Source organism: Nostoc sp. C057, from assembly GCF_013393925.1.
GTDB classification, from domain to species: domain Bacteria; phylum Cyanobacteriota; class Cyanobacteriia; order Cyanobacteriales; family Nostocaceae; genus Nostoc; species Nostoc muscorum_A.
This window is the reverse complement of record NZ_CP040281.1, coordinates 4,360,744-4,375,410: the sequence shown is the minus strand read 5'-3', so window position 1 is coordinate 4,375,410 and position 14,667 is coordinate 4,360,744. Positions and strand designations below refer to the sequence as shown.

Below are 14,667 nucleotides of genomic sequence, written 5' to 3'. Positions count from 1 at the left end.
GAAACTGGTTCCAACTAACACAGAATAAATTCCTATTCCTGATTCGATTTATCAACTTTATATTTTTTTAACTGCGAATTGCGATTTTCGCAGCGTTAACGATGAAAGAGGGTCATTGCAAATTGTGAATTTTAGTTGACCAATCCCCCAAATCCTGGCTATGTTCCAGATACCTGCAATCACACATTTTGAATCCAAATTACTGTTTGGGTTGTGCAACTGGAATTGTAATAATAAGTTCTGCTCCCCCTTCAAGAGAAGAAACACACTCTAACGAACCACCATGCCGCTCGGTAATAATCTGATAGCTAATCGATAAACCTAAACCAGTACCTTTACCCACATCTTTGGTAGTAAAAAAAGGATCAAATAACTTTTGTCTAACTTGTTCGGGAATACCAGGGCCATTATCGATGATCCGAATAACTATTTTTTGAGCATTAAGTTGTTGAGTACAAATGCGAATTTGTGGCTGCTTATGCGAGAGTTCCCCTTGAATTAATGGCTCTTCTAAAGCATCGATTGCATTGGACAAAATATTCATAAATACTTGATTTAGCTGGCCAGCATAGCACTCAACTAAAGGTAAATTGTCATAATCTTTAAGAACCTGAATTTGGACATGATTGGCTCTAGTTTTCAAACGATGCTCCAAAATACTCAGTGTACTGTCAATACCCTGATGAATATCCACTGCTTTTAACTCGGCTTCATCTAGCCGCGAAAAGGTACGAAGAGAAAGCACAATTTGCTGTATGCGTTCAGCACCGACTTCCATTGAAGAGAGTAATTTTAGCAAATCTTCGACTAAAAAATCTAATTCCATCTCCTGAATTGTCGTTTGAATTTCAAGAGCAGGATTGGGATAGTTTATGCGGTAAAGATGAAGTAGATTCAGTAGTTGTTGGATATATTGGTTAGCGTAAGTTAAATTGCCAGAGATAAAATTTACTGGATTATTGATTTCATGGGCAACTCCAGCAACTAATTGACCCAGAGACGACATTTTCTCACTTTGAATAAGTTGAGCTTGAGTACTTTGTAATTCTTTGAGAGTTTGCTCTAGTTCTATTGCTTGCTGTTTGAGTTGAGCTTCTGCTTGTTTATCTTCTGTAATGTCGTCTCGAACCACTAGTAAATATTTGGGCTGACCTTGAGAATCAAGAATCGGAGCTTTTTTAATCTGTAAAATACGGGTTTCGCCGCTTTTTTTCCGAATTCTTTCTTCAGGAATCTCTAATAATGTTTTGCTATTAAGTGCTTCGTGATCTCGCTGGGTAAAAAAATCGGCCTCTTCTTTAGGAAATAGATCGTAGTCGTTCTTGCCTAAAATTTCATCAGCACTGACACCAGCTAACTTTTCTGCGGCTTGATTACATAAGACAATTCGCAGATCAGCCGCATCTTTGACAAAAACTGCTACAGGCATGGTTTGAATCACAGAATACAGAAACTGTTGAGCAGTTTGCAGTTCTTCTTCTATCCGTTGGCGCTCATCTAGTGCAGCTTGCTGTTCGCTCTTATGTTGCTGTAATTGAGTAGTATATTCTAGAACTGCCTGACTTAGTTCAGCATTATCTATTGTTAGTTGCTGAAGGCATTGACGTAATCTGGTTAACTCTTGATTTAACTCTTCAATAGACATATTGATTCACTATTTTTTAGTTTTAGACATTGAGAAAGCTATGCATATCTCAATACAATGAATTGATTTGTCTATTACCAGAGTAAAGTAACTTGAAAATGCGATAGCCATGCAGAGATTTTGTTTTGGTATAGTTGCTCATATCTATGAATTTACTGGTGAAGAAGTTATCATTAGGAAATTTGGCCAAATCTACTGTCATAGAAAGAGCCTGAGATCATTTTGCCCAATTCAATATCAAATATTAACTACTAGTTACATTTAAATCCCCTGGTTTTTCATAACAGCGAGAGATTTATATCACAATACGGTTCAGCTAAAGCTAAAACTCTGTTACCAAAGTCGTTTTTTTAATGAACCGCCTTCTCTACGGGAGGCTTCCGCCAACGCGCAGCGTCTCCAAGAGTTGGCGCAGAGAACGCAGAGAGAAGAAAGAGATGCTTAACTGAACTGTATTGCTTTATATCACGGGGGTTCTGCCATTCTAACTTCTCATACTAAGTCCTCAAGCTCCGGAAAAGCGTAACTTTCTCCATAGCTTGATTATCATTAACTCAGAGCTATTGATAATCAGCCTATGGAAAGATCAGGCTTGGGAAACCCTGAAAATGACCTTTTCCAGATACTGTGAAAAGTCAGATCCACAGTTCTGGGCTTTTACATAATTTTGTATTTCTGACTAGTTAGAAATACTCTTTTGATATACAAGTACCTATATATCTATTACCTCAATAGATAGAGAAATCCTATTTATTTATATTTAAATAGTTTGATTTTTCACACTGCACTACTTAAATAAGTTTCTCATGTCAGGAAAAGAAAACTTTTTTATCTATATGTATACCACTTTTGAAAAAGTGAGATAATTTAATTTTTTGTACTCAGCTAGTAGAAAGATTTTGGCAAATTTGTTCCTTGTAATTTATACATAAATTCGAGAATATAACATTAAATCCTTTAAGAGCAAGAATTACAAGGAATTTGGATATACGTAGAATTTAGTATTACATCTAATCAGGGATTGAATTTTTTAACCATACTCATAAGAACTTCTTTTAAATGGATAGAAATAAATACAACTTGTATATACAGCTAAAGATAGAGGTTACAGTTGTGGATTGGTATTTAAGATTAATATAAATAGATTTTATAGATTAATAGGATTAGTGAATTAGAAATATTATGTTTACTAATTGTCTAAAAAATAATGATAAATTAAGTGTAAATCAAGATAAAAATGCCTCAAACAATGTTGAAATAGCACTTTTTATAGATCAAATTAAAAGTAATATCTGGATATTTGGTATTCCATCTTGGCTTTTTGGAATAACCGATAGAAGTATAGCTGCATTTGCTGATGGCTATTTATCTTATATAGAAATATTCCAGCTATTTACAGCTTCTTTCTTCTTTGTGAGTTGGCTATATCTCAAACCTAACGAAAGCTTTAATAGTAACGATTTAGGCCCCAGCCAATATCAAGAATATCTTGCTCGTACTCAAGCTAATAAGCTTCAAGTAAAAAAGCTCCACATGATTAGCCAGGAGTATATTTTACCGTTTCCTTATCTTTGTCAAATTTATCATTTATTGAACTTAAAGCATTTAGAAACAGTTCATAATTTTAGCCTTAATAACCTGAAAATTTTTCAAATTAGCCACTTTCAGCCCACTAGTACTGGTGGAATAATCAAATTCCAAACAATATTAGACTCGCCAGCGAATCCTTTGAGAATTTGGCGACAACCGATTGTGGAGGTAGATTTAATATTACATACTCCATATACCGTTGAATTGAGTATTCCAGTTTACAATAACAAAAAGATAATTGTTTTATTTAATGCTTTTCCGTTAAATGACTCAGAACATCAGTTCTTTATAGATATATATAGTGACCTAGAGTGGCCAAAGCCATTATTACAAATAATATTGCATTTTGCTTCTTGTTTGACACTATTTGAAGATTTGCCCTATTTAAGAGCTTTAGCGGATAAAAATATAGGGCGTTTATTCCACTTAAACAGAGCTTCAAATCACGAGACTGCATTGCTATTTAAAAGATTCGTTGAACTATATGCTTCGAGTGGAGAAGCAACTAAATTACTTAAGGGTAGTGAAGAGAGTTAGGAGAGATGCGATTAATCGCGTCTGTACATTAGTTAGTAGTGGGGAGTTAGTAATTCATAACTCCTCACTTTGTTGAGTTAGGCGCGTGCTAGTAAAGGTGCAGCAGCTAGTAGTGTTTTGGTATAAGGGTGCTGAGGATTGGCAAAAATAGTTTTTGTCAGACCGAGTTCGACAATTTTGCCACCATTCATCACGGCAATCCGATCGCACAAAAATCTAGCTAACCAGAGATCGTGAGTGATGAATAGATAAGTTAACTCAAATTCTTCCTTTAATTGCAGCATCAAATCTAGGACTTGCGACTGCACGCTAGCATCTAACATACTCACAGGTTCATCGCAAATCAAAAGTTTAGGATGAGTAATCAAAGCACGAGCGATCGCAACTCTTTGCTGTTGCCCCCCAGATAAATCTGATGGATAGCGCTCATAGTATAATTCTGAGGGTGTTAACCCAACTTTCTCTAGCATCCACAAAACCTGTTCTTTTGCCTTAACAGGATTGGCTAAATTGTGGATAAATAAAGGATCGGCGATACTTTGTCCCACAGTCATCGCTGGATTGAGACAAGCATGGGGATCTTGAAAAACCATTTGGATTTGTCGCCGTGAGGAGCGAATTTCTTGAGGTGACAGTGTAGTTAAATCTTGTCCTAAAAATTGAACTTTGCCACTGGTGGGACGAATTAGTTGCAGGATTGTTCGTGATAGTGTGCTTTTACCGCAACCTGATTCACCGACTAAGCCGAGAATTTCTCCTGGATAAATATCCAGATTGATACCATCTACTGCTTTAATTGTCTGCGCTTGTGTGTTAAACAGTCGTTCGATAAAGTTAGGTTCTATGGTGTAGTATTGCTTGAGTTCTGTAATACTCAAAATTGGAGATTGCTTATTAATAATCGGTAATTGCTTTTCTGAGTCGTTGGCAATTATCAATTCTCCATCATCATTTACTGCTTGAATGTGTAAAGCTGCTTTTAAGAGCGATCGCGTGTATTCATGTTGAGGTTGTCTAAAGACGGTTTCTGTAGAACCCATTTCGACCATTTTGCCCTGGTACATCACGCCAATGCGATCGCAATACTCAGCCACCATTGCTAAATCGTGAGAAATCAGCAACAATCCCATGTTTTCTTCACCGCACAGGCGAGTTAATTCTTTCAATATCTGCGCGGAGACGGTGACATCTAAACTGGTGGTGGGTTCATCGGCAACAATTAACTTGGGGTTGAGAAGTAAAGCTAAAGCGATCGCAACCCGTTGGCGCATTCCACCGCTAAATTCGTGGGGATACTGATTCCAGCGACTAGCGGGAATATTCACCTTCGCCAAAGTAGCAAGTGCTTTTTCTTTGGCTTCCCGCGTTGATAATTCTGGTGAGTGCGCCTGAAGGGTTTCGATACAATGCTTACCAATCGTCATCAACGGATCGAGGCGTGTCATAGGATCTTGAAAAATTAATGCGATCGCCTCTCCTCGAAATTTCCGCAACTGGTTAGGCATCAAGTCAAGCACCGACTGTCCTTGAAATGTCACCTTTCCTTCAACACAACTAGAGGCTGGTAGTAAACGCATTACTGCCCGCCCGATAGTTGACTTACCACAACCTGACTCTCCCACCAATCCCATTCTTTCACCTGGTTGCAAGGTGAAAGATACATCATCAACCGCCCAGCTTGCCTCTTCTCCACTCCGTTGAGGATAGGCAACTCGCAGATTTTCGATACAGAATAAGGCTTCACTCATATTTAGTTATCAGCCCTGAGCTACCAGCTTTTATAATTTCAAATTTAAGATAGTCTATCAGATTATTATTAAAGATCCGTTGTGCGAATATCTTTATTCTCTTAGCTTACTTATTTATACCGCTTGTCTCAAGTTTTATCAGTTAATGTTAGGAGACAAGCAAGTATTTTTACTATTAAGCTAATTAATGTTCATGATCTTGATGATGATCGTTTGTACCTTGCTCAGTTTCTAGTAGCCGTGAAATCAGCACGTCTGGTTTTCTACTAATAACAGACCTAACTTTATCAATAGCAACTACTTCACTTATTTTTACAACCATTTCCCAGAGAGTATCCTCTTCTGTATCTTTGTTGTAAGTTCTATGTTTAAACCACAACAAATCATCCCAAACTCCAATAATTGTGGCGAAATACCACTTCTCTCGTACTAATATCCAAATTTCTTGTTCTAAGTAAGTCTGTAGAAGAGATTTCACAATGGCTAAGATAATTAAAAAGATTGTGCTACATATTAAGTAAGTATTAACAGGTAAGACAACAGTTAAAATACTGATATGTTTTAGTGTAAATTATATTTATATAATTTAACGATTAGCAAGCACAAAACCTAGAATAACTATGTTCCAGCCAATATCTCAGTTGATAATTGTCTAAATTTGACTAACAATACCTGTATAAAATACAATTTCATGATTTAGTATTAGCTGTTACAGAAAAGAAGTATATAATACAGTACTCTCACTGAGATATATTGAGACTATCCCCCAAGTAGTATTATTCCCAAGAGTGCGACCCAACCTAACAGAACTGTTTCCTATTTAGTACCTTGGATGATATAGAACTCATATTTGATTTTTGAAAAAACTCCGTACAACTCAAAAAGCCTTCTTTCCTATTGCCTCTTACCTAGCCACGCAAGTAAGTATAGCTACACCACGCTGCGCGAATAAAAATTAAAGTATATTCTTATATCAGCTAGTTCCAGATATTTAATAAGGTAGTTTAACTGATTAATTCACCCATTTGCGGGAGGTAATTAACAAGCCAATAAGTGTAGCTTGCTTATAGTAAGACCAACAGAAGATGGTTTGAAGTAGCAGTTACACAACAGATGTATCAATCATGTTAAACCTAATATTAACCAGATGTATAAAAAGCCAACTCTTGCTGATTTCAGCAGCTTTTTTGCTGGCTGTACAAACTTCTGCCAATGCTGAACAACCCCTTCCTAGTTTGACTCCTGCACAAGCTCAAAGTTTATCCCGTGACTTAGTTCCATATAATTCTCAAGACTTTTTTAGACAAGGAAAAGATTCGATTGAGAGAGAAATTCAAATTCTTAGGCAAAGGCAACTGCGCTCAATTAAACCTGTTCTAAAGATTGAGTCAGTACAGCAGATTAAAAGACCACCTACGCAGCAAAAACCCTAATATAGCATTCAGCTTTGATTTCTATTCGCACGGCGTGGGTAGGCAAGAGGCAATAGGCAACAGAAAAAAGGCTTCTTTGAGTTCTACCTAGCTTCGTAAAAATCAAATCTGAGTTCTGTATGTTATCTAAGTCGGAAGTATTGTGATTTTATGATACTGATACCTTAGATAGCTTTGAGCCATAGCACATAAATCGCACTTTCAGGCATCACAATAACTAGGCTATGCTTTCCATAAACAGAGTTTTTGTGTTTCAAATAAACTTTGTAACAAAAAGGTACAATTTTAATCGTCTAGCAAACTCATCAATGCTTGAACTTCAACGTCTTGCGGCTCTGATAATTGACACTGCAACTTTAATAACTGACTCTGTAGTGCTTCTACTACATGGTTCATATTAGATTCTTGGGCAATTCTTAACTGATTTTCTTTAATTTGGATTTGTTGAAGCAAGTCGTTTTCAACATGAATTGAGTTGTAATGTTGAGCAATCATAGGTTTACATTTTTTATCAATAGCTAGAGGGGGATTGAAGAAGAATTCAGAAGTCAAGGCGGAGACGTTTAGCCCATTCTGGCTCCTGACTTATGACTCTTATTTCGACTAAATTTATCACCAATGCATTATTCCACACTTTTATCATTTTTTAAATATCTGGTAAATTAATTTTCATTACTCATAGTGTTTATGGGTATGGCAGACTTAATACACCATGTCCATTTTTTTAGGGGCTTTTACAAAAATGTAAATCATGATATGAGATTGGTTGACTTAAGGTGAATTTTAGATGACACACATAAGATTTATGCATGAGTAACAGAAAAGCTAGGCACAGAGAACACTGAGAAATAAGAGTTTGAGATATTTTTTGCGGAGGTTATCACAGATAAACTTATCTGTTACTTCATTGAGTCTTGTAGAGAATTTTCAACGATTTTTTTGTGAATGGCATGAACTTAAAACTTATAAAAAGAAAAATTTTTGCAATGGTAAAAATTATATCTACAGTTCTTATATCCAGCGCAATTGGATTAGAATCATGGCATATTTATGCATTAATAACTAATAGTAATATTCCCAGCAGCCTTAATCCAATTTTTTGGATTGAGCGTTTTGCCATGACGTGCCATTTTATCGAAGCTATTATAGCAGCTTTTTATGCACCTTCAAGAAAAAAGATGCCAATACAATATGCCACTTATACTTTTTTTGTAGGCACCATTGGGTTGTTAGAACTGTTTGATCGAGATGATGCTTCTACATCTTCTACATCCTGAAGGTGTGAGGTTTTTGGATTAGGTAGGTTGGTAGGTGCGATTTCTACGACGGGCTACGCCTACGCACCAAATGTAAGATTATTAAATCCCTGCCACTGACTTTTGCTCAGTAGCAGGGTGCCAATACAGGTGGCTGGTGAACCTAACGGACAGAAGAAGGTATAGTTTGTATAGTGAGATTTTTGCTGCAATTTTAGTTTGATACTAAGGAATTAAAAAATGTCTGCTGATACTCAGATAGTTGCTTATCTTGAAGAAAGTGAATTTGATGTTGTTTTAAATGGAAGTGAAGAGAAAGTTGTTGTTGTTGATTTTACTGCTACTTGGTGTGGCCCCTGTCGGCTGGTCAGTCCTTTGATGGAGCAACTTGCTGAAGAATACAAAGGCCGCGCCAAAGTCGTTAAGGTAGACGTTGATAGGAATAAGCCGATTTTCAAAAAATTCGGTCTTCGCAGTATTCCAGCAGTTTTAATTTTCAAAGATGGCATTTTAGCAGAAACCATTGTGGGAGTTTCTCCTTACGAGCAGTTTAGCGAAGCTGTTCAGAAGCTTCTTGAGGTTGTTTAAACTTAATTCGTAATTAACAAGGCTTTTTACCGGATATTTAATAACGGTATTGACGCTTCAGGTGGTGTTTAAATTTCCCGAAGTTTTGAGTATCGGCCTTATCACCACTTGAAGCATAATTATGAATTATACATTTTTAAAGCTTCCCTTTTCGCCTATAATGTGATTGCAGTAAACCACTAGAATATTGTTTTGAGTTAATCAGTTCCAATTTTTCTTCAGGGGTTGGCGGTGGGAAAAGCTGTATACCGCTACCTAAGATAGTTGGAATAGTTGAAATAATATATTCATCAATCAAGCTGTGCTGAAGAAATGAATTGATTAATGCTCCGCCACCAACTAGCCAGATATTTTTAAAACCTTGAGCCTCTATATTTGCCAAGGCGTTCTTGACTGTATCAGAAACAAACACAACGTCCTCTCGGTCAGATTGGAGATGGCGTTTGGTGAAAACAAATGATTTCTTCCCCGGATAAGGCCATTCATCAAAACCCAGCCCTACTTCATAAGTATTGCTGCCTAAAACAATAGCATCAATGGATTCGTAGAAAGCAGCATAACCGTAGTCTTCTCCCTCTATATCAAGGATTGATAGCCAATCAATTCCGCCATCGCTGCGAGCAATATAACCATCCAAACTAGCTGCAATATAGAGTGTAACTTTCGTCATTTGGCTCTCCAAAATTTCACTGCTAATTAAAGTCTTAATCGCAAATTGGTAAATTTCTGATTGTATCACAAAAAACTTTTGCAATAGACTCCATGAGCTGCGCTCACAAGAAACAATGAAAATGTGATAGATTTTGCTCAAGTAGTTGGTACAAAGGTCGGAATGACAGTAGTGCTGCGAGCCTGAGCAAGAGACAGACCGAGATGTCCAGTGGCACAAGGAAATGTGATATCCCAAATCTGAGTGGGAAACACGTAAGGCAGAATCATTTTTGAAAGGACATCACGCCATCTGTGACAACATTAATGGAGGTGAAAGATGGAAGTCACCTACACTCACTGTGCGGGATTAGATGTCCACAAGAAAACAGTAGTTGCCTGCTGCATGACTCCTGGAATTAAGATCGACAGAGGACTAAACATTGCGCCATTGTCCTAACCACTACCAACCGTTTTATTTTCAAGGCAGGTCTACTAAAGTCCTCACTACAAGCTATCAGCTTTGCGAATATGAACTATTTACGCTTACAAAATATTACCAAACGCTTTGGGTCTTTTATTGCTAACGACAATATCAATCTCTCTGTTGCATCTGGAACTATTCATGCAATACTCGGCGAAAACGGTGCAGGCAAGAGTACTTTAATGAATATTATTAGTGGACTTTATCAACCTGATGCTGGTGAAATTTATCTCCAAGAACAACCAATAAAAATTACCTCACCAAATGAGGCAATTAAATTAGGCATTGGCATGATTTACCAACACTTCATGCTTGTACCGAAACTTACTGTCACAGAAAATATCATCTTAGGGATGGAGAAAAATTGGCGGTTAAATCTTCAAGATAAACAGCAAGAAATCGCCGCCTTATCCCAAACTTATGGATTAGAAATTGACCCAACTGCCAAAGTTGAAAATTTATCTGTTGGGGCACAACAACGGGTAGAAATTCTCAAAGTTCTCTACCGTCGAGCAAAGTTGTTGATTCTTGATGAACCTACAGCAGTTTTGACACCGCCAGAAGTAAAATCACTAATTGCTATCCTGCGCCAATTGGCAGCCGCAGGCAACACAATCATTTTTATCAGTCATAAATTAGAAGAGGTAATGAATCTCTGTGATTCAGTAACAGTTTTGCGCCAGGGAAAGGTAGTAGCAACAACATCAACTAAAGCGGTGACATCTCAGCAGTTGGCAACATTAATGGTAGGACGGGAAGTAGCTTTACAGTTAAATAAAAGTCCTACATTATCAGGAGAAATCATTCTATCGGTGCAAAATTTGCAAGTTGCTGATGAAAGAAATATTCTTGCTGTAAATAATGTATCTTTTGAACTGCGGGCGGGAGAAATTTTAGGAATTGCTGGTGTCGATGGCAATGGACAGCGAGAATTAGCTGATGCCATCGCTCTTGTGCGGACTATTAAGCAGGGTAAAATTGAGTTTACGCCCAAGCATTCCTCAGTGGCCTACATCCCAGAAGATAGGCAGACAATGGGATTGGTGTTGCAATTTAGCATCGCCCAAAACTTGATTTTAAAAGCTTTTAAATATCTGCCATTTTGTCGCCGTTTTTTGTTACAACCAGAAGCGATCGCTAATCGTGCCCAAGCTGCAATGCAAGAGTTTGACATTCGGGCGAATGGGATTGATATCAAGGTAAGTCAGCTTTCGGGAGGAAATCAACAAAAAGTGGTGTTAGCGCGAGAACTGGCGCAAACACCAGCTTTAATTATCGCTATGCAACCCACCAGGGGGTTAGATGTCGGGGCGACAGTAGCCGTCCAGTCTCGAATCTTAACAGAACGCGATCGCGGTGCGGCAATTTTGTATATTTCTACTGAGTTAGAAGAAGTGATGGCAATGAGCGATCGCATTGCCGTAATCTACAGAGGTGAGTTTGTGGCTATTTTGGATGCAGCTACGGCGAAGGTGGAAGATATTGGTTTGTTGATGGCTGGTGGGGTTAATGAATGATCGCAACTAATCGCATGAAATTCCTGTTACCAATCCTATCACCGCTAATTGCCATTGCCTCCGCCCTTATCGTCGGTGCTATCCTCATACTAATTGCTGGGGCAAATCCCATCACTGCATACAGCATTTTATTTCAAGAATCTCTCTCTACCTACTTTGGATTTGGTAACACCCTCACCAAAATGACACCGTTATTGTTCGCTAGTTTAGGCGTATTAGTAGCGTTGCGGGCTGGGCAATTTAATATCGGTGGGGAAGGACAAATTTATCTGGGTGCGTTGGGAAGTACTTTAATTGGGTTATACGTGCAAGGATTACCTGCGGTGATTCATATCCCTTTAGCACTTTTAGCAGGATTTGTTTTTGGTGCAGTTTGGGGTTGGATTCCTGGTTATCTCAAAGCTATACGCGGAGTGAATGAGGTAATTACTACATTGTTGCTCAACTATATCGCCGTGAATTTAGTTAGCTACCTCGTACAAAATCCATTAATGGCAGCAGGTGCGCCTAGCCCTTATTCGCCATTAATTGCCAAAACAGCCCGCTTGCCGATTATATTACCGCAAAGCCTTGCCCATGCTGGGATTTTATTCGGTTTAATTGCCGCAGGTATTTTATGGATATTGTTAGTGCGATCGCCTCTAGGTTATCAAATTACGGCAGTAGGATTTAACCCGATTGCCGCCCGTTATGCTCACATCTCTGTTGAACGTACCATTATGCTGGTGATGGCTGCTGCGGGTGGTTTAGCTGGGTTAGCTGGGAGTTGTGAGGTGATGGGGTTGAAATATCGGCTATTTGAACAAGTTTCCCCAGGTTATGGATTTGATGCCATTGCGATCGCTTTTTTAAGTCGTGGTAGTGTTGTCGGTGTAGTATTAACTTCTTTGTTTTTTGCAGCCCTTCGCAGTGGTGCAAATGTGATGCAGCGTAGTGCAGGCGTGCCGATAACTGTGGTTTACGCGATTCAGGGGTTTATGGTGTTATTTATTGCTATCAGTTTCGCAGTCGAAAGAGAAATAAGAGTAAAAACGCAAAGGGACGCAAAAGTTTAACTCAGAAAACTCTGCGATACTTTGCGCTTCCCTCTGCGAACCTCTGCGTTAAAAAATAACTCCATGAATAATCTCAACTTCTTCTCTGATTACTTAATAGCTACCTTACGTCTAGCCGTACCCCTAGCATTTGCAGCCCTTGGAGGATTGTACTCGGAACGGTCAGGCGTGTTAAATATCGCCTTAGAAGGAATGTTGCTTACTGGTGCTTTTACTAGTGCTGCGGCTACTTTCTACACAGGCAATCCCTGGCTAGGTATCCTTGCATCCTTAATTGCTGGGGGATTAGTCGGACTACTTCATGCTGTTTTGTGTGTAACTTTGCGTGTCGATCAATTGGTATCTGGGCTAGCAATTAATCTTGTCGCAGCTGGATTAACATCGTTTTTAGCCCGGTTAGTGTTTAGTGACAGTAGTACACAGCAGTTACCTGGAATTGGGACAATTATTATTCCTGGTTTAGCCAATATTCCCCTGATCGGGCCGCTACTATTTCAATCAGATTTTTTAGTATATCTATTATTTATCTTAGTTATTTTAACTACATACCTTTTATTTAAAACTAGCTTTGGATTGACATTGCGGGCAGTGGGTGAATCTCCGAAAGCTGCTGACACGGCTGGAATTTCGGTACGAAATATCCGTTATATCGCTGTGGTGATTAGTGGCTGTCTTGCAAGTTTAGGAGGTGCTTATTTAACTCTGGTACAAGTAAGATTTTTTGCCGAAGGGATGAGTGCTGGTAAGGGATTTATTGCGATCGCAGCATTAATTTTTGGCAGATGGCATCCTGTAGGTAGTGCTTTGGCTTGTTTGCTGTTTGGGGCTACAGAAGCTTTACAACTGCGAATTCAGGCATTAGGGGCGAATATCCCTTACCAATTTTTAGTAATGCTACCTTATGCGATCGCTTTATTGGCATTAGTGGGATTAGCGGGAAAATCTACACCTCCTAAAGCTTTAGGTACTCCCTACTTTGGAGAAAATCGCCACCCAGACTAATTTACAGAAATTTTCAGGTAAATAGACCATACGCTAGGGGCGCAAGGCCTTGCGCTACGATGGATGTGGTTCAAATACATCAAAACTGCTGTAAAGTGAAATTCTGGATCGCAAGGGTAATTAAGATACTTTCGTTTGCTTCCACAAGATGAGTTTCAACTCAGAACAATTACAAGCCCCATCACTAATTTCTCCTTCGCGATCAGCTAGCCAATCATAAATTTGTGCAGCTTTTGCTAACGCCACTTTTTCTGAACGATAAAGCCGAGGAGTAGGGCAGTAGGCGTGGCCATTGATGTGTATAGCTACAATCTGCCAATAATCGCTCTCTGGTACAATTTCTAAAAACCCGTTACAGTAAGACTCGATTATTCCTATATTCATCTACACCATCAAACTTTTTAACGTTGGCCACAACAAAGCCGATGCCAGCCAATTTTTGCAAGTCAAAGCTGGAATCACCAGGGAATGCAGTAACAACCCCTGTTAATGATTGTGGGTTCGTAGTCAATGAAAATCTGAATTATTGGTCACTTTTTAGCTAGTTGTCTTAGTGCTAATTTGAGCTTGATGATGAAAGTTTTCGCATCAAAAGCAATATCAAAACAGTAAACTAGCAAAAACTAAAAATAATATGTGGATAAGTGCCATAGTTGCGTACTTACATTATTTAAGCTTCATGTTGTGTTTTGGCGCTCTGGTATCAGAAGCATTGAATTTAAAAAAAGAATTGAGTTTAAATGAGGCTTGGAAGATTGTCATAGCTGATGCAGTATATGGCATATCAGCAACTGTCGTTCTTGTCACAGGCATTTTGCGTGTTATCTACTTTGGTAAAGGTACGGTTTACTATTTAAGCAACCCAGTTTTTTACGCCAAAGTTGTGGTTTTCATTGTGGTGGGTTTACTATCTCTCTATCCCACTATTTCTTTCATTGGTTGGGTGAAAAGTCTCCAACAGGGGCAAGCACCCAAGCTAGAATTACTAAAACTAAATCGTCTCATCTGGCTCATTAGAATTGAATTGGTTGGTTTTACCCTAATTCCTTTATTAGCAGCAATAATGGCAAGAGGAATAGGTATAAACTAGGCTAAATTACTCCTGGATCAGTAATACCGTTTTGGTAAACAAAAGAGTCGAAGTTACACGCAAGAAGCGATCGC

Annotated in this window: 15 protein-coding genes; 8 read left to right on the top strand and 7 right to left on the bottom strand. The window is 38.5% G+C overall.

Annotated elements, in window-relative coordinates:
* Positions 1-199: 199 nt before the first annotated feature.
* Positions 200-1,645 (bottom strand): sensor histidine kinase, encoded by a 1,446-nt coding sequence (locus FD724_RS18725; RefSeq protein ID WP_179073655.1) that lies wholly within the window; start codon positions 1,643-1,645, stop codon positions 200-202.
* 1,182 nt (positions 1,646-2,827) lie between these two features.
* Here FD724_RS18725 and FD724_RS18720 point away from each other — a divergent pair.
* Positions 2,828-3,772: a hypothetical protein gene (locus FD724_RS18720; protein WP_179073654.1), complete on the top strand. Its 945-nt coding sequence runs from the start codon at positions 2,828-2,830 to the stop codon at positions 3,770-3,772.
* A gap of 77 nt (positions 3,773-3,849) precedes the next feature.
* On the opposite strand, the gene FD724_RS18715 is transcribed toward FD724_RS18720, so the two are convergent.
* On the bottom strand, positions 3,850-5,520 hold the full coding sequence (locus FD724_RS18715) for an ABC transporter ATP-binding protein (RefSeq protein ID WP_179073653.1): 1,671 nt from the start codon (positions 5,518-5,520) through the stop codon (positions 3,850-3,852).
* Positions 5,521-5,704: 184 nt separating this feature from the next.
* On the bottom strand, positions 5,705-5,998 hold the full coding sequence (locus FD724_RS18710; protein ID WP_114080534.1) for a hypothetical protein: 294 nt from the start codon (positions 5,996-5,998) through the stop codon (positions 5,705-5,707).
* 646 nt (positions 5,999-6,644) lie between these two features.
* On the opposite strand from FD724_RS18710, the gene FD724_RS18705 reads away from it, so the two are divergent.
* Complete coding sequence (locus FD724_RS18705; protein ID WP_114080570.1) at positions 6,645-6,953, top strand: hypothetical protein; 309 nt, start codon at positions 6,645-6,647, stop codon at positions 6,951-6,953.
* 285 nt (positions 6,954-7,238) lie between these two features.
* Here the strand turns inward: FD724_RS18705 and FD724_RS18700 are convergent, their stop codons facing one another.
* Positions 7,239-7,448, bottom strand: coding sequence for a hypothetical protein (locus FD724_RS18700; RefSeq protein WP_179073652.1), 210 nt, complete (start codon positions 7,446-7,448; stop codon positions 7,239-7,241).
* Between the two features lie 455 nt (positions 7,449-7,903).
* On the opposite strand from FD724_RS18700, the gene FD724_RS18695 reads away from it, so the two are divergent.
* Together FD724_RS18695 and trxA are read left to right on the top strand one after the other, a co-directional pair.
* Complete coding sequence (locus FD724_RS18695; RefSeq protein WP_179073651.1) at positions 7,904-8,230, top strand: hypothetical protein; 327 nt, start codon at positions 7,904-7,906, stop codon at positions 8,228-8,230.
* Positions 8,231-8,449: 219 nt separating this feature from the next.
* The gene (gene trxA, locus FD724_RS18690) at positions 8,450-8,797 is read left to right on the top strand and encodes a thioredoxin (RefSeq protein WP_012411639.1); all 348 of its coding nucleotides are present in this window, start codon (positions 8,450-8,452) and stop codon (positions 8,795-8,797) included.
* A 136-nt stretch (positions 8,798-8,933) separates the two neighbouring features.
* On the opposite strand, the gene FD724_RS18685 is transcribed toward trxA, so the two are convergent.
* The gene (locus FD724_RS18685; protein WP_179073650.1) at positions 8,934-9,467 is read right to left on the bottom strand and encodes a dihydrofolate reductase family protein; all 534 of its coding nucleotides are present in this window, start codon (positions 9,465-9,467) and stop codon (positions 8,934-8,936) included.
* 509 nt (positions 9,468-9,976) lie between these two features.
* Between FD724_RS18685 and FD724_RS18680 the strand changes: the two genes are divergently transcribed.
* From FD724_RS18680 to FD724_RS18670, 3 genes are all read left to right on the top strand, one after another.
* Positions 9,977-11,446 (top strand): ABC transporter ATP-binding protein, encoded by a 1,470-nt coding sequence (locus FD724_RS18680; protein WP_179073649.1) that lies wholly within the window; start codon positions 9,977-9,979, stop codon positions 11,444-11,446.
* Complete coding sequence (locus FD724_RS18675) at positions 11,443-12,501, top strand: ABC transporter permease (RefSeq protein ID WP_179073648.1); 1,059 nt, start codon at positions 11,443-11,445, stop codon at positions 12,499-12,501. Before FD724_RS18680 ends, FD724_RS18675 begins: the two co-directional genes overlap by 4 nt.
* 63 nt (positions 12,502-12,564) lie before the next feature.
* Positions 12,565-13,503 (top strand): ABC transporter permease, encoded by a 939-nt coding sequence (locus tag FD724_RS18670; RefSeq protein WP_179073647.1) that lies wholly within the window; start codon positions 12,565-12,567, stop codon positions 13,501-13,503.
* Between the two features lie 120 nt (positions 13,504-13,623).
* Here FD724_RS18670 and FD724_RS18665 read toward each other — a convergent pair whose 3' ends face one another.
* Both FD724_RS18665 and FD724_RS18660 read right to left on the bottom strand, forming a co-directional pair.
* A complete protein-coding gene (locus FD724_RS18665) occupies positions 13,624-13,887 on the bottom strand; it encodes a hypothetical protein (RefSeq protein ID WP_179073646.1) in 264 nt (87 codons plus the stop codon).
* Positions 13,856-14,014 carry a hypothetical protein gene (locus FD724_RS18660; RefSeq protein WP_159402519.1) on the bottom strand — a complete coding sequence of 53 codons (159 nt, stop codon included), beginning with the start codon at positions 14,012-14,014 and terminating at the stop codon, positions 13,856-13,858. The genes FD724_RS18665 and FD724_RS18660 overlap by 32 nt, the downstream gene beginning before the upstream one ends.
* Before the next feature lie 123 nt (positions 14,015-14,137).
* Between FD724_RS18660 and FD724_RS18655 the strand changes: the two genes are divergently transcribed.
* Positions 14,138-14,593: a DUF2214 family protein gene (locus FD724_RS18655; protein ID WP_179073645.1), complete on the top strand. Its 456-nt coding sequence runs from the start codon at positions 14,138-14,140 to the stop codon at positions 14,591-14,593.
* The last annotated feature ends 74 nt before the right edge of the window (positions 14,594-14,667 follow it).

What these genes read in the sequence shown, in the direction of transcription:
- FD724_RS18725 (WP_179073655.1), bottom strand. Translation starts at nt 1,645, where the DNA reads ATGTCTATTGAAGAGTTAAATCAAGAGTTAACCAGATTACGTCAATGC.
- FD724_RS18720 (WP_179073654.1), top strand. Translation starts at nt 2,828, where the DNA reads ATGTTTACTAATTGTCTAAAAAATAATGATAAATTAAGTGTAAATCAA.
- FD724_RS18715 (WP_179073653.1), bottom strand. Translation starts at nt 5,520, where the DNA reads ATGAGTGAAGCCTTATTCTGTATCGAAAATCTGCGAGTTGCCTATCCT.
- FD724_RS18705 (WP_114080570.1), top strand. Translation starts at nt 6,645, where the DNA reads ATGTTAAACCTAATATTAACCAGATGTATAAAAAGCCAACTCTTGCTG.
- FD724_RS18700 (WP_179073652.1), bottom strand. Translation starts at nt 7,448, where the DNA reads ATGATTGCTCAACATTACAACTCAATTCATGTTGAAAACGACTTGCTT.
- FD724_RS18695 (WP_179073651.1), top strand. Translation starts at nt 7,904, where the DNA reads ATGAACTTAAAACTTATAAAAAGAAAAATTTTTGCAATGGTAAAAATT.
- trxA (WP_012411639.1), top strand. Translation starts at nt 8,450, where the DNA reads ATGTCTGCTGATACTCAGATAGTTGCTTATCTTGAAGAAAGTGAATTT.
- FD724_RS18685 (WP_179073650.1), bottom strand. Translation starts at nt 9,467, where the DNA reads ATGACGAAAGTTACACTCTATATTGCAGCTAGTTTGGATGGTTATATT.
- FD724_RS18680 (WP_179073649.1), top strand. Translation starts at nt 9,977, where the DNA reads ATGAACTATTTACGCTTACAAAATATTACCAAACGCTTTGGGTCTTTT.
- FD724_RS18675 (WP_179073648.1), top strand. Translation starts at nt 11,443, where the DNA reads ATGATCGCAACTAATCGCATGAAATTCCTGTTACCAATCCTATCACCG.
- FD724_RS18670 (WP_179073647.1), top strand. Translation starts at nt 12,565, where the DNA reads ATGAATAATCTCAACTTCTTCTCTGATTACTTAATAGCTACCTTACGT.
- FD724_RS18665 (WP_179073646.1), bottom strand. Translation starts at nt 13,887, where the DNA reads ATGAATATAGGAATAATCGAGTCTTACTGTAACGGGTTTTTAGAAATT.
- FD724_RS18655 (WP_179073645.1), top strand. Translation starts at nt 14,138, where the DNA reads ATGTGGATAAGTGCCATAGTTGCGTACTTACATTATTTAAGCTTCATG.